The organism is Stenotrophomonas lacuserhaii (assembly GCF_039674585.1).
GTDB lineage: Bacteria > Pseudomonadota > Gammaproteobacteria > Xanthomonadales > Xanthomonadaceae > Stenotrophomonas > Stenotrophomonas pennii_A.
On the sequence record NZ_JBDJNU010000024.1, the window covers coordinates 40,389 to 61,730 of the forward strand.

Annotated in this window: 23 protein-coding genes and 1 tRNA gene; 5 read left to right on the plus strand and 19 right to left on the minus strand. The window is 67.8% G+C overall.

Annotated elements, in window-relative coordinates:
• Positions 1-35: 35 nt before the first annotated feature.
• Positions 36-941, minus strand: a complete 906-nt coding sequence (rarD, locus tag ABE522_RS10825; protein WP_346591702.1) for an EamA family transporter RarD — start codon at positions 939-941, stop codon at positions 36-38.
• A complete protein-coding gene (yedA, locus tag ABE522_RS10830) occupies positions 938-1,837 on the minus strand; it encodes a drug/metabolite exporter YedA (RefSeq protein ID WP_346591703.1) in 900 nt (299 codons plus the stop codon). The genes rarD and yedA overlap by 4 nt, the downstream gene beginning before the upstream one ends.
• 196 nt (positions 1,838-2,033) lie before the next feature.
• On the opposite strand from yedA, the gene ABE522_RS10835 reads away from it, so the two are divergent.
• A complete protein-coding gene (locus ABE522_RS10835; RefSeq protein WP_346591704.1) occupies positions 2,034-3,302 on the plus strand; it encodes a uracil-xanthine permease family protein in 1,269 nt (422 codons plus the stop codon).
• 44 nt (positions 3,303-3,346) lie between these two features.
• Here ABE522_RS10835 and ABE522_RS10840 read toward each other — a convergent pair whose 3' ends face one another.
• From ABE522_RS10840 to ABE522_RS10855, 4 genes are all read right to left on the minus strand, one after another.
• On the minus strand, positions 3,347-4,999 hold the full coding sequence (locus ABE522_RS10840) for a M28 family metallopeptidase (protein ID WP_346591721.1): 1,653 nt from the start codon (positions 4,997-4,999) through the stop codon (positions 3,347-3,349).
• Positions 5,000-5,075: 76 nt separating this feature from the next.
• Positions 5,076-6,008, minus strand: coding sequence for an MBL fold metallo-hydrolase (locus ABE522_RS10845; RefSeq protein ID WP_346591705.1), 933 nt, complete (start codon positions 6,006-6,008; stop codon positions 5,076-5,078).
• Between the two features lie 87 nt (positions 6,009-6,095).
• Positions 6,096-6,398 (minus strand): hypothetical protein, encoded by a 303-nt coding sequence (locus ABE522_RS10850; protein ID WP_346591706.1) that lies wholly within the window; start codon positions 6,396-6,398, stop codon positions 6,096-6,098.
• A gap of 31 nt (positions 6,399-6,429) precedes the next feature.
• Positions 6,430-7,719: a tryptophan--tRNA ligase gene (locus ABE522_RS10855; protein ID WP_182656455.1), complete on the minus strand. Its 1,290-nt coding sequence runs from the start codon at positions 7,717-7,719 to the stop codon at positions 6,430-6,432.
• 111 nt (positions 7,720-7,830) lie between these two features.
• On the opposite strand from ABE522_RS10855, the gene ABE522_RS10860 reads away from it, so the two are divergent.
• Positions 7,831-8,649, plus strand: coding sequence for a hypothetical protein (locus ABE522_RS10860; protein ID WP_346591707.1), 819 nt, complete (start codon positions 7,831-7,833; stop codon positions 8,647-8,649).
• A gap of 68 nt (positions 8,650-8,717) precedes the next feature.
• On the opposite strand, the gene ABE522_RS10865 is transcribed toward ABE522_RS10860, so the two are convergent.
• The 8 genes from ABE522_RS10865 to birA all read right to left on the minus strand — a co-directional run bounded on the left by ABE522_RS10865 (position 8,718) and on the right by birA (position 13,385).
• Complete coding sequence (locus ABE522_RS10865; protein ID WP_346591708.1) at positions 8,718-8,939, minus strand: CsbD family protein; 222 nt, start codon at positions 8,937-8,939, stop codon at positions 8,718-8,720.
• Positions 8,940-9,123: 184 nt separating this feature from the next.
• Complete coding sequence (locus tag ABE522_RS10870; protein ID WP_042613760.1) at positions 9,124-9,261, minus strand: entericidin A/B family lipoprotein; 138 nt, start codon at positions 9,259-9,261, stop codon at positions 9,124-9,126.
• Between the two features lie 65 nt (positions 9,262-9,326).
• A complete protein-coding gene (locus tag ABE522_RS10875; protein ID WP_042613759.1) occupies positions 9,327-9,479 on the minus strand; it encodes an entericidin A/B family lipoprotein in 153 nt (50 codons plus the stop codon).
• Between the two features lie 142 nt (positions 9,480-9,621).
• Positions 9,622-10,539 carry an arginase gene (gene rocF, locus ABE522_RS10880; protein ID WP_346591709.1) on the minus strand — a complete coding sequence of 306 codons (918 nt, stop codon included), beginning with the start codon at positions 10,537-10,539 and terminating at the stop codon, positions 9,622-9,624.
• 223 nt (positions 10,540-10,762) lie between these two features.
• A tRNA-Thr gene (locus ABE522_RS10885) sits at positions 10,763-10,838 on the minus strand.
• A gap of 46 nt (positions 10,839-10,884) precedes the next feature.
• Positions 10,885-11,673 (minus strand): SPOR domain-containing protein, encoded by a 789-nt coding sequence (locus ABE522_RS10890; protein WP_346591710.1) that lies wholly within the window; start codon positions 11,671-11,673, stop codon positions 10,885-10,887.
• 9 nt (positions 11,674-11,682) lie between these two features.
• On the minus strand, positions 11,683-12,423 hold the full coding sequence (locus ABE522_RS10895) for a type III pantothenate kinase (RefSeq protein ID WP_346591711.1): 741 nt from the start codon (positions 12,421-12,423) through the stop codon (positions 11,683-11,685).
• The gene (birA, locus tag ABE522_RS10900; RefSeq protein WP_346591712.1) at positions 12,420-13,385 is read right to left on the minus strand and encodes a bifunctional biotin--[acetyl-CoA-carboxylase] ligase/biotin operon repressor BirA; all 966 of its coding nucleotides are present in this window, start codon (positions 13,383-13,385) and stop codon (positions 12,420-12,422) included. Before birA ends, ABE522_RS10895 begins: the two co-directional genes overlap by 4 nt.
• Positions 13,386-13,516: 131 nt before the next feature.
• Here birA and ABE522_RS10905 point away from each other — a divergent pair, with 131 nt between their 5' ends.
• On the plus strand, positions 13,517-13,795 hold the full coding sequence (locus ABE522_RS10905; protein ID WP_057507554.1) for a hypothetical protein: 279 nt from the start codon (positions 13,517-13,519) through the stop codon (positions 13,793-13,795).
• Positions 13,762-14,547: a M90 family metallopeptidase gene (locus ABE522_RS10910; RefSeq protein WP_346591713.1), complete on the plus strand. Its 786-nt coding sequence runs from the start codon at positions 13,762-13,764 to the stop codon at positions 14,545-14,547. The genes ABE522_RS10905 and ABE522_RS10910 overlap by 34 nt, the downstream gene beginning before the upstream one ends.
• Before the next feature lie 110 nt (positions 14,548-14,657).
• On the opposite strand, the gene ABE522_RS10915 is transcribed toward ABE522_RS10910, so the two are convergent.
• The 5 genes from ABE522_RS10915 to ABE522_RS10935 form a co-directional block, all read right to left on the minus strand.
• On the minus strand, positions 14,658-16,082 hold the full coding sequence (locus ABE522_RS10915; protein ID WP_101099588.1) for an ATP-binding protein: 1,425 nt from the start codon (positions 16,080-16,082) through the stop codon (positions 14,658-14,660).
• A gap of 22 nt (positions 16,083-16,104) precedes the next feature.
• The gene (locus ABE522_RS10920) at positions 16,105-16,788 is read right to left on the minus strand and encodes a response regulator transcription factor (protein ID WP_004136763.1); all 684 of its coding nucleotides are present in this window, start codon (positions 16,786-16,788) and stop codon (positions 16,105-16,107) included.
• A 74-nt stretch (positions 16,789-16,862) separates the two neighbouring features.
• Positions 16,863-17,264, minus strand: a complete 402-nt coding sequence (locus ABE522_RS10925; RefSeq protein WP_346591714.1) for a hypothetical protein — start codon at positions 17,262-17,264, stop codon at positions 16,863-16,865.
• A gap of 211 nt (positions 17,265-17,475) precedes the next feature.
• Positions 17,476-18,492, minus strand: a complete 1,017-nt coding sequence (gene dusA, locus ABE522_RS10930) for a tRNA dihydrouridine(20/20a) synthase DusA (protein WP_346591715.1) — start codon at positions 18,490-18,492, stop codon at positions 17,476-17,478.
• A gap of 153 nt (positions 18,493-18,645) precedes the next feature.
• Complete coding sequence (locus ABE522_RS10935) at positions 18,646-20,112, minus strand: SulP family inorganic anion transporter (RefSeq protein WP_346591716.1); 1,467 nt, start codon at positions 20,110-20,112, stop codon at positions 18,646-18,648.
• A 209-nt stretch (positions 20,113-20,321) separates the two neighbouring features.
• On the opposite strand from ABE522_RS10935, the gene ABE522_RS10940 reads away from it, so the two are divergent.
• Positions 20,322-21,278 (plus strand): cation diffusion facilitator family transporter, encoded by a 957-nt coding sequence (locus ABE522_RS10940; RefSeq protein ID WP_346591717.1) that lies wholly within the window; start codon positions 20,322-20,324, stop codon positions 21,276-21,278.
• Positions 21,279-21,342: the final 64 nt, after the last annotated feature.

Genomic DNA, 21,342 nt, shown 5'->3' on the forward strand with positions numbered 1-21,342 from the left:
TGCCAAAAACGACTTAAGGCCCTCCGTCCCCTTTTTCAGCGGCGGGCGCGGCGCAGGCCGTCGAAGACGAACAGGCCCAGGCCGATCCAGATCGCGATGAAGCCGGTCGCGCGTGCGCCATCGAAGGGTTCGTTGAAGAAGAACACGCCCAGCACCAGGCCCAGGCTGGGCGCGATGAACTGCAGCACGCCGACGGTGGATAGTGCGATGCGCTTCACGCCGTAGGCGAAGCCGATCAACGGCGCGGCAGTGACCACGCCGCCGAACACCAGCAGCAGGTCGTTGCGCCAGCCCCAGCCCCCGAAGAAGGCGCCGCCGTGGCCGTTTTCGCTCCACAGCGCGAAGCCCAGCGCCGGCAGGAACAGATACAGGCTTTCCACCGCCAGGCCGGCCACCGGATCGACCGATATCAGTTTGCGCAGCAGCCCATACAGCCCGAACGAGCCGGCCAGCCCCAGCGCGATCCACGGTGGTGCACCGGCCTGCCACGTGAGCCAGCCCACGCCGGCCGACGCGCAGGCCACCGCCAGCCACTGCAGGCGACGCAGGCGTTCCTTCAGCACCACCACGCCCAGTACCACGCTGACCAGCGGATTGATGAAGTAGCCCAGGCTGGTATCGATCACGTGGCCGGCGTTGATCGCCCAGATGTACAGGCCCCAGTTGAACGCGATGGCGAGGCTGCTCACCGCCAGCGTGGCCAGCGCACGCGGCTGCGCGGCGACCGCTTTCCACCACCGCAGGCGGCTGCTCAGCAGCAGCCAACCCACCACCAGTACCGTGCTCCAGATGATGCGGTGGGCGATGATCTGGAACGAAGGCACTTCGCGCAGCAGGTGCCAGTACACCGGCACCAGTCCCCACAGCACGAAGGTGAAGGCGGTGACGGCGAAGCCACGGCGCTGCTCCTGCTCCTGCTCGCTGGTGAGTACCGCGCTCACTTGCGCGTCCTGGCGAGGGCCAGCACCAGCACGCCGGACAGGATCACCGCCATCGCCACCAGGTCACGCCAGCCGAAGTGTTCGCCATTGAGCAGCACGCCCAGCAGCACGGCGATCACCGGGTTGACGTAGGCATAGCTGCCGGCCAGCGCGGGACGTACGTTGTGCAGCAGCCACACGTAGGCGGTGAAGGCCACGATCGAGCCGAACACGCACAGGTAGGCCACCGCCAGCAGGCCGTCCAGGCTCGGCAGCGCGGTCGGCCGCTCACCCACCGCCAGCCCGGTGATGACCAGCAGGATGCCGCCGCAGATCATCTGCCCGGCAGCGGTCATGAACGGTCCCGGCAGGTCCTGGCCACGTACCCAGACCGAGCCGAACGCCCAGCCGACCGGTGCCACCAGCAACAGCACCAGACCGGTCGGCGAGGCCGCCAGGCTGCTGCCTGCGTTGAGCCACACCACGCCGAGGAAGCCGATGGCAATGCCCAGCCACTCGCCACGGCTGGCGTGCTGGCCGCGCACCGCCGAGAACAGCGCCATCCACAACGGCACCGAAGCCACCGCGGTGGCGGCCAGGCCGGAGGACACGTCACGTTCGGCCAATACCACCATGCCGTTGCCCAGCAGCAGCATGGTGAAGCCCATGATGGTCAGGTTGCGCCACTGGCGCAGGGTCGGCCGCGGCATCTTCCTGAACAACCGGAGCACGGCGTACATCAGGCTGCCGGCGATGATGAAGCGCGCACCGGAGACCGAGGTCAGCGGCAGCACGCCGGCCTGCAGGGCCTTGGCAATGCCGAGGTAGGTCGAGCCCCAGACCACGTAGACCAGCAGCAACGCCAGGGCAACGGCACCGGGACGCGGCGCGGCGGGGGATTGAGTGACGACGGCCATGGGCCACCACGGTGCGGGGGAAGGGGGATTCTAGGGCTTTGCGGCGCCGCGCAGCAGTCAGGAACGCGGCATGCTGTTTTCGGCGCGCGGCGCATGCTGGTGCCGCATCTCCAGCGGAGCGCGGACAAGGCCTATATCATCCACCCCGCCCCTGCCGACGAACTGCTTGCCGGCGCCTACCCAGGAACTCCCGACGATGCAGGATGAATTCAACGACCCGCTCTGGCGCCAAGTGCTGTCCGGCGCGCAGATGCTGTTCGTGGCCTTCGGCGCGCTGGTGCTGATGCCGCTGATCACCGGGCTGGACCCGAACGTGGCGCTGTTCACCGCCGGGCTGGGCACGCTGCTGTTCCAGTTGATGACCGGCCGACAGGTGCCGGTGTTCCTGGCTTCCAGCTTCGCCTTCATCACCCCGATCATCCTGGCCAAGCAGCAGTTCGGCCTGGCTGAAACCATGGGCGGGGTGATGGCCGCTGGCTTCGTCTACACCTTCCTGGGCGCGGCGGTGAAGATCAAGGGCACCGGTTTCATCGACCGGCTGCTGCCGCCGGTGGTGATCGGCCCGGTGATCATTTCGATCGGCCTGGCGATGGCGCCGATCGCCGCCAACATGGCCATGGGCAAGGACGCCGATGGGGCGCAGTTGATTCCGTACCAGACCGCGATGCTGATTTCGATGCCGGCGCTGTTGACCACGCTGGTGGTCGCGGTGTTCGGTCGTGGCATGTTCCGGCTGCTGCCGATCATGTTCGGCGTGCTGGTGGGTTTCGGGCTGTCCTTCGCATTCGGCGTGGTCGATGTCGCGCGCATCGCCGCGGCACCGTGGTTTGCCCTGCCACGGTTCACCGCCCCGGCGTTCAACTGGCAGGCGGTCCTGTTCATCGTGCCGGTCGCGCTGGCCCCGGCGATCGAACACATCGGCGGGGTCATCGCCGTCGGCAGCGTCACCGGGCGCGACTACCTGAAGCAGCCCGGCCTGCACCGCACCCTGTTCGGCGATGGCGTGGCGACCACTGCGGCGGGACTGTTCGGTGGCCCGCCCAACACCACCTATGCCGAAGTCACCGGCGCGGTGATGCTGACCAAGAACTACAACCCGAAGATCATGACCTGGGCGGCGGTCTTCGCCATCAGCCTGGCCTTCATCGGCAAGTTCGGTGCGCTGCTGCAGAGCATCCCGGTACCGGTGATGGGCGGCATCCTGTGCCTGCTGTTCGGCTCCATCGCCGCGGTCGGCATGAACACCCTGATCCGCCACCGGATCGACCTGGGCGAAGCACGCAACCTGGTGATCGTGTCGGTGACGCTGGTGTTCGGTATCGGCGGCGTACTGGTCGGCACCGGCACCGGTCCGGACGACTTCGGCCTGAAGGGCATCGCGCTTTGCGCAGTGGTGGCGATCGCGTTGAACCTGCTGCTGCCGGGTAACAACCATTGGAAGCAGCCCGGTCCGCCGTTGGTCTGAGGCTGCGCGGAAGGAGTGACGACCAACGGTCGTCACCCACCCGATCAGCGACGTGCCGCTTCGCTGGCGTCGCGCGCCTTGCGGAACTCCGAGCCTTCTTCCCACTGCGGCCAGCGGCGGCCGTTGGCCAGCTCCAGGCCGAGGTCATAGACCAGCAGTGTATCGGCAGCGTGGCCGGCCGGGTCCCAGCTCGGGGTCCATGCATCGCAGGCCTGGTGGTAGCAGTCCTTGAAGTATTTCTCGCGCAGCGCACGGCCGGCTTCGACGCCACCGTCCAGCTTGTCCAGGCCCGGACCGATGGTGATCGCCGGTACGCCCAGGCGGGCGAACGCGAAGTGGTCGGCACGATAGAAGAAGCCCGCTTCCAGGTTCGGATCCGGGCTGTAGCCGCGGCCGCGGGCCTTGGCGACGCGCTCCAGGTCGCCTTCCAGCGATACCCGGCCCTTGCCCCACGAGGCGATGTCACGGGTCGCGCCGTCCGGGCTGAACATCTCGATGTTCAGCACGGCGGCCGTCTTTTCCAGCGGCGCCAGCGGATGCTGTGCGTAGTAGCTGGCGCCGAGCAGGCCCTTCTCTTCAGCGGTCAGCGCGACGAAATACAGCGAACGCTGCGGCTGCGGGCCGGCGGCGAAGACGCGGCCCAGTTCCAGCACGGTGGCCACGCCGGTGGCGTTGTCGATGGCGCCGCGGCGCACGCGGTCACCCTTTGCATCGGGCTCACCGATGCCGAACGCATCCCAGTGGGCAGAGAAGATCACCGCCTCGTCGCCGTGCTCGCCCCCGGGCAGCTTGGCCACTACGTTGCGGGTGACCACCTCTTCACGCTTGAGCTTGAAAGCAGCACTCAGGCGGGCGTTGTCCAGCGGCACCGGCTTGAAATCGGCGCGCTGCGCCTTGCGCTTTTCCGCTTCGAAATCCAGTCCGGCATCGGCGAAGATCGCCTCGGCCAGCGAACGCTGCATCCACCCGCGCAGCGGCGTGTGCTGGGTCATGGCTTCATCCTGGCTGCGCTGGATGTCGAACAGTGGCGAGGTGCCCGAGCTCTTCACCGTGGCCCAGCCATACGCGGCCGGCGCGGTCTCGTGCACGATCAGCACGCCTTCGGCGCCGCGGCGCGCGGCCTCTTCGAATTTGTAGGTCCAGCGGCCGTAGTAGGTCACCGCCTTGCCATCGAAGGCGCCGGGCGCGTCGGTCTCGAAGTCGGCGTCGTTGATCAGCACCACCGCGATCTTGCCGCGCAGGTCGACGCCCTTGTAATCGTCCCAGCTGCGCTCGGGCGCATCGATGCCATAGCCGATGAACACCAGCGGCGCATCCTTGATCTGTACCCGCGCGCGCGGCTGCAGGCTCTGCAGGGTCACGTCCGCGCCGTTGGCGAGGGTGCGCTTGCCGCCCTTCAGCGACAGCGTGGCGGTGGCCGCGCCGTCCAGCTGCGCGCGCACCAGCGGCACCGGCTGCACCCAGCTGCCGTCCACGCCGCCCGGCTGCAGGCCGTAGCTGCGGAACTGTTCGATCAGGTACTGCACCGTGCGTTCTTCGCCTTCGCTGGCCGGCGCACGGCCTTCGAATTCGTCCGAGGCCAGCACGCGCACGTGGCGCGACAGCGCCTGCGGATCGATGCCGCCGCCGGGAAGATCATTGGCCGCATGTGCAAGGCCACCGACGAACAGGCAGGACGACAACAACAGCACGCGCATCGGGTTCACGGATCACCGGGGGACAAGGAAACAGGGATGCCCCGAGTGTACGTGACAGCACGATGACGCGGAATGATCAGCGCCGTTCGCGGTCCAGCCAGCACGCCAGGCCCTGCGCATTGAGCTCGACGTCCATCGCCAGCACCGCAGCTACCGCATCCTGGTCCAGCGCACAGCCATGCGCCAGCGCGCGTTCCAGGTACAGCGCGCGCAGTGCCGCCAGCAGATGGCGATGACGGTCCGGGCGGCCGTCGCACTGGCGCCCGATCGCCACCATCGCATCGATCTGCTCGAACAGGTCCGCAGCGCGCGCTTCCACTGCGTCCACCCGCCCGTAATGGGTGAGGTACATGGCGGCGGGCTGGTAAGCCAGCATCCGGCGGATGGAACCCTTCAACGGCTCGGGATCGAACTGGACCGGCGAGGACGTGGGAATGATGAAGGCCCCCTGCGCACTGTCCAGTTCGCGGTAGGACAGACCGAAGGTATCGCCGGTGAACCAGCTGCGGCTGCGCGCATCCCACACGCAGTAATGGTGCTGCGCATGGCCGGGCGTGTGCATCAGCACCAGCGCGCGCCCGGCCAGGTCGATGCGCTGGCCATCTTCGGCCACCACCACGCGCTCTGCCGGAATCGGCTCGATGCGGCCGTAGCTGCGCGCGATTTCCTCCTCGCCGTACACCGCCGTAGCACCGGCGATCAGCCGTGCGGGATCGATCATGTGCGGCGCACCGCGCGGATGCAGTACCGCGCGCGCATTGGGAAGGTGCTGCATCAGCGTGCCGGCGCCACCGGCGTGGTCCAGGTGCACGTGGGTCAACAGCAGCCAGTCCACCGCGTGCGGCTCCAGCCCGGCATCGGCCAGCGCCTGCAGCATCGCTGGTACCGCCAGCGAGGTGCCGCAGTCGATGAAGGCGGCACGGCCGTTCTCCACCACCAGGTAGGCCGCGTCGAAGTCGGCGCGCTGGAATCCGGTATCGATGGTGTGGATGCTGGAATCTGCGGTCATCAACGCACACCTGGCAGGATCAGGGACAGACGCCCATGGTAGGCGCGCCGGCGCAGGCGTTCGATGCGGCTTTGGTCGGAGACCGCGTCAGGGCGCGCGCAGCAGCCAGCGCGGGCGCAGCAGCAGCGCGGCCACCATCACCGCCAGGAACGCGCCGTAGGCATACAGCACCGCCAGCACCTGCGGCCAGATCGGGCCGGTATCGGACTGCGCCCTGCCCAGCTGGAATCCCCAGTGCATGGACAGCACGCTCAGCAGCAGGGCCAGCAGCAGCGCGGCCGTGTCGAACGCGCGCCGCCGCGCGCAACGCGGCTGGCGCGGGTAGCACCAGAACAATCCACCGAGCAGCACGAACCAGGGCAGGAACAGCAGCAGCGACAACCAGGCCATCAGCAGATCCTCGGTTGAAAGGGGTCGCGCGTTATCCGGCGTCGCGCAGGGTGGCCAGGGCGGCCAGCACGGCGTCCACTTCGGCTTCCAGCGTGAACAGTTCGCTCTGCAGCGCATCGCCCTGTTCGGCCTGCTTGAGCACGGCGATCAGCTGGCCGGCGTCGCGCGGTGAATCAAAGCCCGCACTCTGCACCAGCAACGTGCCTTCGCCGTCGGTGAGCTTGAAGTAGAACCGGCCGTCCTTCTCGCGGTACTGCTTGAACACCGGCGGTGCGCTGCGGGCCAGTTCAGCGGCGGCGGCCTTCGGCACGTCGGCCAGGTCGCGCAGGCCTACCGCATGGCGCAGCTCCTTCAGCAGCGGCACCGCGTACTGTTCGCGCAACTGCTGGCCACGCCGGCGCAGCAGCGCTTCGATCTTCTCCGGTTCGGCCATCAGCGCTTCATAGCGCTCGCGCAGCGGCGACAGTTCGGCATCGATGCGCTCGAACAACTGCTGCTTGGCATCGCCCCAGCCGATGCCCTCGGCGAACGCCCTGGCAAAGCCGGCGGTCTGTTCCGGCGTGGCGAACGCCTGGTACATCTGGAACAAGGCCGAGCCTTCGGTGTCCTTCGGCTCACCCGGTGCACGCGAATCGGTCAGGATCGAGAACACCAGCTTCTTCAGCTCTTCGCGCGGGGCGAACAATGGGATGGTGTTGCTGTAGCTCTTGCTCATCTTGCGGCCGTCCAGGCCTGCCAGCGTAGCGACCTGCTCGTCGATCACCACCTCCGGCAGCGGGAAGTATTCCTTGCCGTAGACGTGGTTGAAGCGCTGGCCGAAGTCGCGTGCCATCTCGATGTGCTGGATCTGGTCACGGCCCACCGGCACGCGGTTGGCCTTGAAGATCAGGATGTCGGCGGCCATCAGCACCGGGTACATGAACAACCCGGCGCTCACGCCAGCGTCCGGGTCCAGCCCCTCGGCCTCGTTCTTGTCGATCGCCGCCTTGTAGGCATGCGCACGGTTGAGGATGCCCTTGCTGGCGACCACGGTCAGGAACCACATCAGCTCGTTGGTTTCCGGGATGTCGCTCTGCCGGTAGAACCACACCTGTTCCGGATCCAGCCCGCAGGCCAGCCAGCTGGCGGCGATTTCCAGCGTGGAACGCTGGGTGCGCGCCGGCTCCTGCGCCTTGATCAGGCTGTGCAGGTCGGCCAGGAAGAAGAAGCTCTCGATGCCCTGCGCACGGCTGGCGGCGATGGCGGGGCGGATGGCGCCGACATAGTTGCCCAGGTGCGGGGTGCCGGAGGGGGTGATGCCGGTAAGGACTCGGGTGGTCATGACTGCTCGACGGGAAACCTTCGGTGAACGGCTGCAGTTTACCCTTGCTGGCGCAACCCCGTCGGCCCCGTCCGGGCGTTTGTGCTGAGGACCCTGCCATGGAGAACCCGGATGAAGCGCCTGCTGCTGCCCCTGTTGAGCGTCGCCCTGCTGGCCGGCTTCAAGCCGGCGCCGCCGATGATCACCCCACCCCCCTCGCGGATCGCGAGTGGACCGGTGTTCCTGACCCTGCTGGACCGCGATAGCGGCGGGCTGCTGCCGCAGTACGCGCACGACGGGCAACGCTGGACCCCGGGCGAACGCGGTCACCGCTACGGCGTGCGCCTGCGCAACGCCAGCCCGCAGCGCGTGCTGGTGGTGCTGTCGGTGGACGGCATCAACGCCATCAGTGGCGAACAGGCCACGCCCGACCAGACCGGCTACGTGCTCAACCCCTGGCAGACCACCGACATCACCGGCTGGCGGAAGTCCAACGATGAAGTGGCGCAGTTCGTCTTCAGCAGCCCGCGCGACAGTTATGCCGAACGCACCGGGCGTGGTGACAACCTGGGCGTAGTCGGCATCGCGGTGTTCAACGAACGCGATGCGGTGCGCTGGAAGCATCGGCCGGCCATGCCGCAGCGCCGTGCCGCGCCTGCGGCGACCGCGTCCCAGGACGCCGCCAGGAGTGAGTCGCGGATGCTGTCCGAAGCCGCGCCGGCGCCAGCGCAGCGGCTCGGTACCGCGCACGGCGAACGCGAAACGTCATCGGTCCGCAACACCGCCTTCGAACGCGCCACGGCCGACCCGGTGCAGCTGACACAGCTGCGCTATGACAGTGCGCGCAACCTGCGCGCCCGCGGCATCGTGCTCGATCGTCCCGCGCATGTCGCGGAGCCCGCACCCCGCGCGTTCCCCGAACAGTTCGTGCCCGATCCGCCACGGCGCTGAGCCTGCATCACGCAAAAAGAAAAACGGGCCGCAGGGGCCCGTTTCTCTACCGGTTCCAACCACCCGTCTTACTTGTAATCCGGATAGTCCTTGCGCAGCGCGGAGTCGAACTCCCTGACCTGCTTGTCCGCCTCGTCGCGGGCGATGCCGTAGCGCTCCTGCAGCCGACCGGACAGATACTCCGCATTGCCTTCGGCGACATCGAAGTCGTCATCGGTAAGCTTGCCCCACTGCACTTGGGCCTTGCCCTTGAGCTGGGTCCACTTGCCGGAAATGATGTCTTTGTTCATGTGCGTTGGCCTCTTGGTGAAATGCGTCGTGTGTTACCGCACCTGCAGAATGCGTCATCGAATGTTGGGCAGCGGTCAAGCACAGATGAAACAGCTGCTCATCTCGTTGAACGGATGCCATCGCGCGGGCACAAAAAAAGGCCGGGAAATCCCGGCCTTTTCCTCACTGGCACGCTTGCGCGGATCAGTTGCCGCGGGCGGCGTCTTCGACCTTCTCGCCAGCACCCTGCACGTCCTTGCCGGCACCGGCAACGGTATTGCAGCCAGCCAGCATGGCGACCGAGAACATCGACAGCAGCATCAGGGAAATTACACGCTTCATAGGGACTCTCCAGTTGGATTAAAAAACCACCGCGGCCGCGGTGCAGACGGCGGGAAAGCCGTTGATCAGCACTTGCCGTCTTTGCAGTCCTGCGCCGTATCGTGCACGGCCTCGCCTGCTCCCTGCATGTCCTTGCCGGCTCCGGCAACGGTATTGCAGGCAGTCAGCGAACCAGCAGTACACAGCGCCAGCAGCAGTACGGAAAGAATGCGTTTCATCGACTTCTCCTTCTCAGGTCACGGCGCCCGGAACGACCCGGGCGTGCCGCGTGAAGTGCAATCTGGCGCGCGGCGCGTGGAGCGAGTGTGAACGAGCAGTGGATCGGTTCATCCGGCGCCAGCGGGATGCCGCACCCGGACCTCAATCGCGCATCAGCGTGGACTTCCCGAACAGGCTCTCCACCAGGTCCACTGCCAGCTTCGCGGTGGCGTTCTGGTTGTCCAGCAGCGGGTTGAGTTCAACGATGTCCAGCGACCCCATGCGCCCGCTGTCGGCGATCATTTCCATCACCAGCTGCGCTTCGCGGTAGTTCACCCCGCCCGGCACGGTCGTGCCCACCCCGGGGGCGATGCTGGGGTCGAGGAAATCGACGTCGAAGCTCACGTGCAGGTGGGTGTTGTTGTCGATTCCGGCGAGGGCGGCTTCCATCGTGCGCTTCATGCCGGCCTCGTCGATGTAGCGCATGTCATACACGTCCACGCGGTGGGTCTTGATCAGTCGTTTCTCTTCCGGATCCACCGAGCGGATGCCGATCTGGCGCACCTGCGAGGGCAGGATCGCCGGCGCATCACCGCCGAGCCGGGTCAATGCATCCGGGCCGAGACCGCACAGGCAGGCCACCGGCATGCCGTGGACGTTGCCGGACGGAGTGACATCGCTGGTGTTGAAATCCGAGTGCGCGTCCAGCCACAGCAGGCGCAGCTGCTTGCCCTGTTCGCGGCACCAGCGCGCCACGGCGGTAACCGAACCGACGCCGAGGCAATGGTCACCGCCGAGCATGATCGGCATGCGACCGGCGCGCAGCTCGGCCAGGCTGGCCTCCATCAGCACGCGGTTCCATTCCACCACCTCGTCCAGATGCCGGTAGCCCTGCACCGGCGCGGTCCACGGATTGCGCGGCCCGTCCAGGTTGCCCAGGTCCCGCACGTCCACGCCGCGGGCAATCAATGCTTCGGCCAGGCCGGCAATGCGCAGGGCTTCGGGGCCCAAGCGTGCACCGCGATCGCCGGCCCCGATATCGGTAGGCACGCCAATCAGCGAGACAGGTTGATGCGACATGGAGACCTCGTTCTGGACAAAAGAAGCAGTCTAGCCAGCGCGCCCCGGGTGTACTCGCGGCGGTGCAGCAGGCGCGGCTGTTTGCCGTCGCGGCGACGCGTCGGCGGTCATCGACAGGGCCGGGCATGGTCGCGGTTGCGCAGGAAGGAAACGCATGACCCCGCGCCCCTCTCGGCCGGCTTGCAGGTTCCGGGCGCACAAGTGGGAATGGGGCGTAATGGCGTGGTGCCGCTTATCCGAATCGAACGGATGACCTACTGTTTACAAGACAGTTGCTCTACCAACTGAGCTAAAGCGGCACGGGGGTACGACGCGTTCGTGGCCAAGCCGCGAAGCACGGCGATTCTACCGCAGACCGGCGCAGTCCAGCGAGCGTTGCTGCGCCGCCCCGCTGCGCTGGCGCAGGCCGGGATCGGCCTTGCCGTCGGCCAGCGCGCCCTGCAGCCACCACGTGGAGGCGCCTTCGCCACCGCTGAGCTGGGCCTGGAATCCGGCCGCGCGCAGTGCCGCCAGCCGGCGCTCGGCCCCTTCGCGATTGCGGTACTGGCCCAGCGCGATGGCGTTGGCGTCCGGCCCCTGGCCAATCACGTAGTAGTCGCTCAGGCCGGCGGCGACGATCCGCTGCACGGTGACCTGGGCGGCTTCGCGGGTCTCTGCCGGCGGCATCATCACCCGGTAGCGGGAGGTGGCGCCGGGCGTTGATTGTTCGCGCAGGCGCGTTCGTGTCAGCGCCGCGCCGGCCTTGGCCAGGGCGCCTTGGGCGGCGGCCTGGTCCGCGAACGGACCCAGCGCGACACAACGCTCGGGCGCTGCGGGGGTAGGCGCGGGTTCCGCTGCGGGTGCCGGCGGTGCCGGTGCGGCGGCGACTGGGGCCGTGGCGGGCGCTTCGGTGGACGGTGAAGCCGCCACCGCCGCGGCAGGTTCGGCAGCGATGGGCGTGGTATCGGTCAACGGCGCAGTGGACGCCGTTGGCGAGGGCGCAGTCGCCGGTGCCGCCGCATCCACCAACTGCAGTTCGGCCACGCCGGAAGGCGGCTGCACATCCGGCACGACCGGCCCACCGCGCAGCATCCACCACAGGGCGACGCTCACGTTGAGCAGCACGAGGAACACGATCAGGGCACGGGTCAGCATCTGCCGATCCTAGCCTGTCGCCGTCGGCAGGTGAACGGCCCAGCGGGCCAGCCCATCGAGCACCAGCAGCGGCTGGTGGCCCGCATCGGCCGGCAGCTGCGGCAACAGCGCCGGTGCGCCGCCGCCGTGCAGCAGCAGGTCCACCGGCGCCTGCAGCCGCTGCCGTGCCTGCTCACGGCTGCGTTCGATCAGCGCGATCGCCGCGCCGTCGCAGCCGGAAGCCAGCGCATCATCGGTGTCATCGGCGAACTCGCGGTAGTGCCCGCCACTGGCCGGCAACTGCGCCGCGCGCGCATGCAGGGCTTCGCGCATGGTGGTCGGAGAGGCCGCGATGCGACCCCCGTGGTGCTGGCCGTGGGCGTCCAGCAGGTCGATGGTCAACGCGGTGCCGACGCCAGCCACCAGCACGTGGCGCTGCGTGCGCGCGGCTGCCAGCAGGGCCAGGAAACGATCCACGCCGAATCGCGCGGGCGTGGCGTAAGCGATGCGCACATCGGCGAACGCCGCTTCGGTGCGGGCCACGTGCACGTGCTGGAAGCGCATGCGCAGGATCTCCAGCATGGTGGCGGTCAGTCCGGTGGCGGCCACGCTGGCCACGTAGGCGGTACCGCCCTGCGGCAGTGTGCGCAGCGCTTCGCCGCGCAGGTCCTCGGCGCCGTGGGTCCACGCCTGCACCTCGCCGGCGCGGTCTCCCAGCAGCGGGGCGTACTTGAAACGGGAATTTCCCAGGTCGAACAACCAGTCGCTCATCGTGCCCTCACGCTGACTTCGCCGGCGTGCACAGGCTGCTCGCGGCCATCGATGTCCACCCGCAACGCGCCATCTTCGGCCAGCCCCAGCGCGCGGCCGTCCTGCCAGGCGCCACCGAGTTCCACGCGCACGTCGCGCCCGGCCAGGCTGTCCAGCGCGGCATAGCGCGGCAGGAACGGGGAAAGGCCCTCGGCTTCGAACTGTTCCAGCGCGGGCAGCAGCGCGGCCAGCACTGCGGTTGCCACCTGGTTGCGCTGCACCGGCTCGCCCGCCACCTGATCCAGGTCGGTCCACGGCTGGTCGATGCGTTCGGCGAAGGCCGGCGGCATGTGTACGTTGAGGCCGATGCCGACCACCGCGCGCGCCGGTCCGGCGAACTCGCCGCCGCCTTCCACCAGCAGCCCGCCGAGCTTGTGGCCGTCCACCACCAGGTCGTTCGGCCACTTCAGCTGCACACAGGCATGGCCGAGCCCGCGCAGGGCTTCAGCCACCGCCACGCCGGCCACCAGGCTCAATCCGCCCAGCTGGGCCAGCCCGCCGGCGAATCCGCGCAGCACCGAAAGGTAGATATGCGCGGCCAGCGGCGAGGCCCAATCCCGCCCACGACGGCCGCGGCCACCGGTCTGGCGCTCGGCCAACAGGACACGGCTGCCGCGCTGAGGCGCGCTGCAGCGCAACAATTCGGTGTTGGTGGACACGGTACTCCACGTCACCTGCAGGTCGTCCAGCAGCGCCTCGGCGGCGGCGGGAAGCGCAGCGCGGATGCGGGCAGCATCCAGCAGGTCCACCGCCTGGGACAACGTGTAGCCGTCGCCGGCGCGGCCTTCAATCGCCACCCCGGCCGTCCTGAGCCCTTGGATACGCTTCCAGATGGCCGCCCGGGTCTGGCCCAGCTCGCGCGCCAGGGCGTCACCGGACAAGGGTCCGGCGGCCAGTTTTGCCAGCAGTTCGCGGTCGTCCACGGCAGCTTCCGTCAGATAAACAGGGAAAGTATGCGGCAAAGGAATTGCCCCTGTCCGGCGGGGCTTCCAATGGGCGCCCGGATTCGGGCTAGAATCGGGAACTCACCCGCCCTTAACCACGGATGTCGTCGATGCGCTGTTCTGCCCATTGCCTGGTCCTGTTGATGGCCCCGCTGCTTGCCACCGCGTCTACCGTGATGGCCAGTGAAGGGCGCGGTGACTGTGTCTACTCAACGCCCGATGCCGAACGCCCGCCGACCGCACGCAGTGCCGCCGCCGCGGTGCCCAGCACGCCCAAGCCGGTGCCTGCACAGGCCACCAGCAGTGGCGGTGGCGGGGGCGACGATGACGTGCTGCAGCGCCTGCGCGCGCCGAAGTGGCACAGCTTCCTGCCGGGTATGTTCCGCTGATCCAGGCGTTGTCGCGCTGGCTGCGGCCAGCCCCCCGTGCCATTCCCGAACTGCTGTGGCAGCAGGCCTGCCGCGATGTTCCGTGGCTGCAGGGCCTGCCCGCCGATCGACTGGATGCGCTGCGCACGCTGGCGACCCGCTTCCTGCACGAAAAGACCATCAGCCCGCTGGGCGACCTGGTGCTGCGCGACGAAGACATCGTGCTGCTGGCGGCGGTGTGCTGCCTGCCGCTGCTGGGGCTGGGCGACGCCGGCCTGCGTGGCTGGTCGCAGCTGATCCTGTACCCGGACGCGTTCCGGGTGCAGCGCAGCCATGTCGACGCCGCCGGCGTACTGCACGAGTGGGACGACGAGCTGATCGGCGAGAGCTGGGACAGCGGTCCCTTGATCCTGTCGTGGGCGGATATCCAGGCCGACCTGCAGGCGCCGTTCGATGGCTACTGCGTGGCGGTGCACGAGATGGCGCACAAGATCGATGCGCTGGATGGCGCGATCGACGGCACGCCGCCGTTGCCACGTGCCTGGCAGCGCGAGTGGGCGGCCGATTTCCAGCGCGCCTACGACGCGTTCTGCGTGCAGGTGGATGCGGGGGAGGAAACGCTGATCGATCCGTATGCGGCCGAGGCGCCGGAAGAGTTCTTCGCGGTGGTCAGTGAATACCACTTCTCCGCACCGGACGTGTTGGCCGAGGCGCTACCGCGCGTGGCCGTGCACCTGCGGCGGTTCTACGGTGAGCCGCCGGCGGGCGCGTAGTGTCGAGCTTGCTCGACTGTTTGCCGGGGTGTCGAGCAATCACGACACTACCCGGACCCGTTCCGGAAGATCATGCGGCGATGCGGCCGTGGTAGCGCCCCGCGCGGCGCTTACGGGCCGGCCGGCAGCCGCACTTCGAAGCGCGCGCCGCCCAGTTCGGAAGAGCGCGTTACCAGCAGTTCACCGCGGTAATCCTTGATCAGGTCCTGCACGATCGACAGGCCGATGCCGTGGCCCTGCACGCGCTCATCGCCACGCACGCCGCGCTGCAGCACCTTGGCGATGTCTTCCGGAGCGATACCGGGGCCGTCGTCGTCTACCGCCAGCAGCAGGCCAGGACGACGGGTGTTCGGTGCCGGCTGCGGCTGCGCGGTCAGCAGCACGCGACGGTTGGCCCATTTGAAGGCGTTTTCCAGCAGGTTGCCGAGCAGTTCCTGCAGGTCGCCGGGTTCACCGTGGAAGCGCGAGCCCGGATCGATGTCGAACTCGCACAGCACGCCCTTGGCGGCGTAGACCTTCTCCAGCCCGCGCACGATTTCTTCGGCGTTGGATTCGATCGGCAGCGGCGCGGAGAACAGCTTGTGCCCGGACGACGCGGCGCGTGCCAGCTGGTAGGACACCAGGTTGTTCATGCGCTGCAGCTGCACGTCCAGTTCCTCGCGCAGCGCATCGTTGCTGGATCCGCTGTCCATCTGCGTGCGCAGCACGGCGATCGGGGTCTTCAGGCTGTGCGCCAGGTCGGCCAGCGTATTGCGCTGTCGCTCCAGGTTCTCGCGCTCGCTTTCAATGAAGGCGTTGATGCTGTCGGTCAGCGGTTCCAGCTCGCGCGGATGGCGTTCGCTCATGCGCTCGCTTTCGCCGCGCTGCACGCGGGTCAGCTCGGTGATCACCCGGCGCATCGGGCGCAGGCTCCACTGCAGGATGACCGTTTGCAGCAACAGCAGGATCAGGCCGATGCCGCCCAGGTAGAACCACACCCGGCCGCGGAACACGCGCAGCTGCGCGCCCAGCGCACCGGAGTCTTCCATCACGTAGATGGTGTACGGGAATTCGGTCGCGGGGTCGGCGTCGGCATCCCACACCAGGCCCAGCCCGTAGCGGTACACCGAACCCTCGCTGCCGTCGATCTGGATGATCGGCAGCGGGCCTTCGAAGATTTCCTGGCGCGGTGCCAGCAGCCCGCCGCCCTGGGTAGGCAGCATCGGGCCCTCGGCCGACATCGAGTTGACCTTGCCGTCCGGCGTGACGACCTGCAGGTACAGGCCGCTGCCGGGGACGTCGAAGCGCGGATCCGGCGGCTGCTCGCGCAGGTACAGCGAGCGGTCGCGGGTGAAGTCACTGCCCGCAGCGTAAGCGGTGGCGTAGTTCTTCAGGCGTTCGCGCAGGTTGGCGCGCGCGGTATCGGCGAAGGCCGCATCCAGCGCGTAGCCGGCCAGTGCCAGGAAGGCCACCAGGCCCACGGACGCAGCCAGCAGCTGGCGCGCCTGCAGGGAGCGCGGCCGCCAGCGTCGGAAGAACCACAGACGGCCGGACATCATCTTCTCGCCTGCAGCAGGCTCAGCCCTCGTTGCGCGGGATCGCGAAACGGTAGCCGCGGCCGCGCACGGTCTCGATCGGCTTCAGTTCACCGTCCGGATCCAGCTTCTTGCGCAGGCGGCCGATGAACACTTCCAGCACGTTCGAGTCGCGGTCGAAATCCTGCTGGTAGATATGCTCGGTGAGGTCGGCCTTGGAGACCAGTTCACCGGCATGCATCATCAGGTATTCCAGCACCTTGTACTCATAGCTGGTGAGGTCGACATTGCTGCCGGCCACGCTGACCGTCTGTGCCGCCAGGTCCAGTGCCACCGGACCGCATTCCAGGGTCGGCTTGCTCCAGCCCGCGGCGCGGCGCAGCAGCGCGTTGACGCGGGCCAGCAGCTCTTCGACATGGAACGGCTTGACCAGGTAATCGTCGGCACCCTGCTTGAGGCCTTCGACCTTGTCCTGCCAGCTGGAACGGGCGGTGAGGATCAGGACGGGAAACTTCTTGCCCTCGTCGCGCAGCGCCTTGATCAGCTCCATGCCGGACATCTTCGGCAGGCCCAGATCGATGATGCCTACATCGAACGGCACTTCGCGGCCCATGTACAGACCTTCCTCGCCATCCTGCGCCGCATCGACGGCAAAGCCCTCGCGCTTGAGCCGGGCTGCAAGGGTCTCGCGCAGCGGGGCTTCGTCTTCGACCAGAAGGATACGCATGAACTCTCCCTAGTGTGCTGGGGTCGGCCGGTTGGGCCGGTGGAAATCGGGTGTGATGCGACAATAATCCCCGTTCAGGGGTTATCGCCGCGTAGTGAAGACATATCCGATCGGGGCGGGCGAGCCTGTGAACGCTGCTGCACGGGGTCATCCATGTAGCGGACGCGTCCACGCTCATCCATGTATTTCACGCGGTTGATATCGCGCCCATCGAACGGCACCCGCTCTGCGCCCAGGATGTGTCCACCGGTGGATCGCTGCACCCGCCGCACGGCGTCGGACAGGGAGCGCTCGTCACCACGCTGGGAACCGCGCATGACCACTTCCGGACGGTCCCGCATCTGCGCACGCTGCGCCAGGTTCTGCTGCATCTGGCCCTGCATCGGTGCCTGCGCGCCGGCGTGCAGCGGCGCGAACGCCACCAGCACCACGACCGTGGCGAGGGCAAGTTGGCAGGGGGAAGAACGGGAGGACATCGTTGGATCCTAGCCGAGGCCGGCAATTCGTTCAAAAATTGTGAAGTCCGCGTCCGGACGCAGGGTCCGGGGCTTTACAAATCTTTTGCAAATTTCGGCTTTTGCCAGTGAATCCGGTCTGAACTTTCCTGAAAATCGGATGTCTATATTCAGGTAAGTGAACATACTAACAGCATTCCGGGCCGTCTGCGGCCCTCTGCCGTGCATTGCGTCAGGCGGCTTCGCGCCCGCCGTCACGTTCGGTGGCCGCCAGCGCCTGCTCCACCAGGCTCCAGTCCGCGCCGGGGCGATGGGCGCCCTCGCTGAGGATCTGGCGGAACGCGCGACCGCCCGGCTGCCCGTGGAAAAGGCCCAGGATGTGCCGGGTGATGTGCTTCAGCGCCGACCCTTCGGCCAGCCGCGCGTCCACGTAGGGACGCAGCGCGCGCAGCAGCGCCTGCCGGGTCTGCAACGGGGCGCCGGTCTGCAGCGCCTCCAGCTGATGCAGCAGGTAGGGATCGTGGTAGGCCGCACGGCCCAGCATCACACCGTCCACCTTGCCCTGCTGCGCCTGCACCGCTTCGATGCTGGCCAATCCTCCGTTGAGCACCACCGGCAGCGCGGGACGCTCCTGCTTCAGCCGGTAGGCCCAGTCGTAGCGCAGCGGCGGCACTTCGCGGTTTTCCTTTGGCGACAGGCCCTTCAGCCAGGCATTGCGCGCGTGCACCACCACCATCGGCGCACCGGCGGCGACCTGCTGGTCGACGAACGCAGCGAAGGCCTCGTAGTCATTGTCATCGTCCACGCCCAAACGGCATTTGACCGTGACCGGGATATCCACCGCGGCCACCATCGCCGCCACGCAGTCGGCCACCAGGGCCGGTTCGCGCATCAGGCAGGCACCGAAGCGTCCGGCCTGGACGCGGTCGGACGGGCAGCCGCAGTTGAGGTTGACCTCATCGTAGCCCCAGTCCTGGGCGATGCGTGCGGCCTGCGCCAGCAGGGCCGGATCGCTGCCGCCCAACTGCAGGGCCAGCGGCGTTTCGGCCGGATCGAAGCCGAGCAGGCGCTGGCGATCACCGTGGATCACCGCATTGGCGTGCACCATTTCCGTGTACAGCCGCGCGCCGGGCACCAGCAGCCGATGGAACACGCGGCAATGGCGGTCCGTCCAATCCATCATCGGGGCGACGGAAAGGCGCAGGGAATCGGCGTAGCGGGACGCGGCGGTGGCGGTTGGCTGGGTCATGGGGACGCTGGAGAATCAGGGACGGCAGGCAATGCCTGCATGATCAATAGTTTACACCGGTCGGCTGAATGATCCGGGTGGGCACGGGCGTGACGACCAACGGTCGTCACCCACCACCAGCTTGACGGCCAGCGGCCGTCACTACCGGCAGGGTCAATGCACGCTGCCGGCCGGGCCCTTGCGCCCTACCCGTTCGATCAGCGTTTCGCTGGCGGCGTTCAGTCCCACCACCTCCACCACCGCGCCATGCGCGCGCAGCTTTTCCACTGCGCGCTCCAGCGCACCGACGGCGGTCAGGTCCCACAGATGCGCGTGCTGCAGGTCGATCACCACCTGCGGTGCCACCTGTTGGTAGTCGAAGGCCGCGCCGAACTGCCCGGCCGATGCGAAGAATACCTGGCCTTTGACCGCGTAGCGCTGCACGCCCGGCTGCGCCTCGTCGCGCTGCACGTCCAGCATGCCGCCCACCTTGCGCGCGAAGAACAACGCCGACAGCAGTACGCCGCTCAGCACACCCTTGGCCAGGTCATGGGTGGCCACGGTCACCACCACGGTCAGCAGCATCACCGCCGAGGAACTGCGGGGATGCGTGCGCAGGTCGCGCAGCGAGCGCCAGCTGAAAGTGCCGATGCTGACCATGATCATCACCGCCACCAGCGCGGCCATCGGGATCTGCCGTACCAGGTCGCTGCCGTACACCACCAGCACCAGCAGCAGCGTGCCGGCGATCAGGCAGGACAGGCGCCCGCGCCCGCCACTGGTCACGTTGATCACCGACTGGCCGATCATCGCGCAGCCAGCCATGCCGCCGAAGAAACCGGTCACCGTATTGGCCAGTCCCTGCCCGGCGCATTCGCGGTTGCGCTCGCTCGGGGTTTCGGTGATGTCCTCCACGATCTGCAGGGTCATCATCGATTCCAGCAGTCCCACCACCGCCAGGGTGGCCGACACCGGCAGCAGGATGCGCAGCGTTTCCCAGGTGAGCGGCACGTCGGGAAGGAAGAACGATGGCAGGCTGTCCGGTAGCTGGCCCATGTCGCCCACGGTCCGTACCTCGATGCCGAAGCCGATCACCACCGCGGTGAGGATGCCGATCGCCACCAGCGGCGAAGGCACCGCGCGGGTGATCCGCGGCAGCAGGTAGATGATCGCCAGCGCCGCCGCACACAGCAGATAGACCATCGGGCCACGGCCGACCAGCTCCGGCAACTGGGCCATGAAGATCAGGATCGCCAGTGCGTTGACGAAGCCGGTGATGACCGAGCGCGAGACGAAGCGCATCAGCGAACCGAGCTTCAGCGCGCCAGCGGTCATCTGCAGCAGGCCGGTCAGGATGGTGGCGGCAAACAGGTACTGCAGGCCATGGTCCTTGACCAGGTCGACCATCACCAGCGCCATCGCACCGGTGGCGGCCGAGATCATGCCGGGGCGGCCGCCGGCGATGGCGGTGATGACCGCGATCGAGAACGAGGCGTACAGGCCGACCTTGGGGTCGACCCCGGCGATCAGCGAGAACGCGATCGCTTCGGGGATCAGCGCGAGGGCGACGACGATGCCGGACAGCACATCGCCACGGACGTTGCCGAGCCACTGCTGGCGCAGCGGGTAATGGGTCTGCATGGGGGTTCCTGGTGACCGCGGGCAGGGCCACGGATACGCGGCGGCGGTAGGCGCGCAAGTCTACGGCAGGCAAAGCCAGCAAGGTAGTGACGGCCGCTGGCCGTCACTCTGTTGCCCTTGCTCTGGTGGGTGGCGACCGTTGGTCGTCACGCCGCTTCGCTCGCCGAGCATGGCTCGGCGCTACCAGAGCGGGGCGCTACAATCCCGGCATGGCTCCCGTTGCCCCCCGCTTCTTCGATCCACGCACCGAACAGGGCGTGCTGCGCCTGTCCATCGCCGGCACCCTGGTGATGGCGGCCATGGCCGTGGGCTTCGGGCTGTACGCCAACTCCTCGCTGATCATCTTCGACGGCATCTACGGCCTGATCGACGTGGTGATGACCTGGCTCTCGCTGCTGGTGGCCCGGCTCATCGCCCAATCGACCAATACCGATACGCTGCAGTCGCGGCTCAACCAGCGTTTTTCGATGGGCTTCTGGCACCTGGAGCCGATCGTGCTGGGGGTCAGCGGGACGCTGATGATCGGCGCGGCGCTGTATGCCTTCGTCAACGCCGTGGATGCGCTCACCTCGGGCGGGCGCTTGATCGCACTGGGTCCGGCGATCACCTTCGGGGTGATCTCGCTGCTCGCCGAAGGCGCGCTGGCCGCGTTCGTGCTGCGCGCCAACCGGCGCATCGGATCGGACTTCATCGCCCTCGATGCGAAGAACTGGATCATCGCCGCCAGCATGTCGGCCTGCTACCTGCTGGCTTTCATCGGTGGCGCGCTGGTGCGCGGCACGCCACTGGACTGGATCGGCCCGTACATCGATCCGGGCATCCTCGCGGTGGTGTGCCTGTTCGTGATGGTGGCGCCGCTGGGAACCGTGCGCCAGGCACTGGCCGGCATCCTGCTGGTCGCGCCGCAGGAGCTGCGCAGCCACGTGGATACGGTGGCGCGCGATGTGGTGGCCCGCCACGGTTTCCTGGACTACCGCAGCTACGTGGCGCAGGTGGGTCGCGGCGAGCAGATCGAACTGTTCTTCGTGGTGCGCGCCGATGATCCGCCGCGCGCCCTGGCCGAATGGGACCGGCTGCGCGATGAGATCGGCGACCTGCTGGGCGAAGAGTCGCCGGATCGCTGGCTGACGATCATGTTCACCACCGACCTGGAATGGGCGGTATGACCCGGTAGCGCCGAGCCGTGCTCGGCGGAATGCTGCACCGCGCGGGGCGCTCGCCGAGCATGGC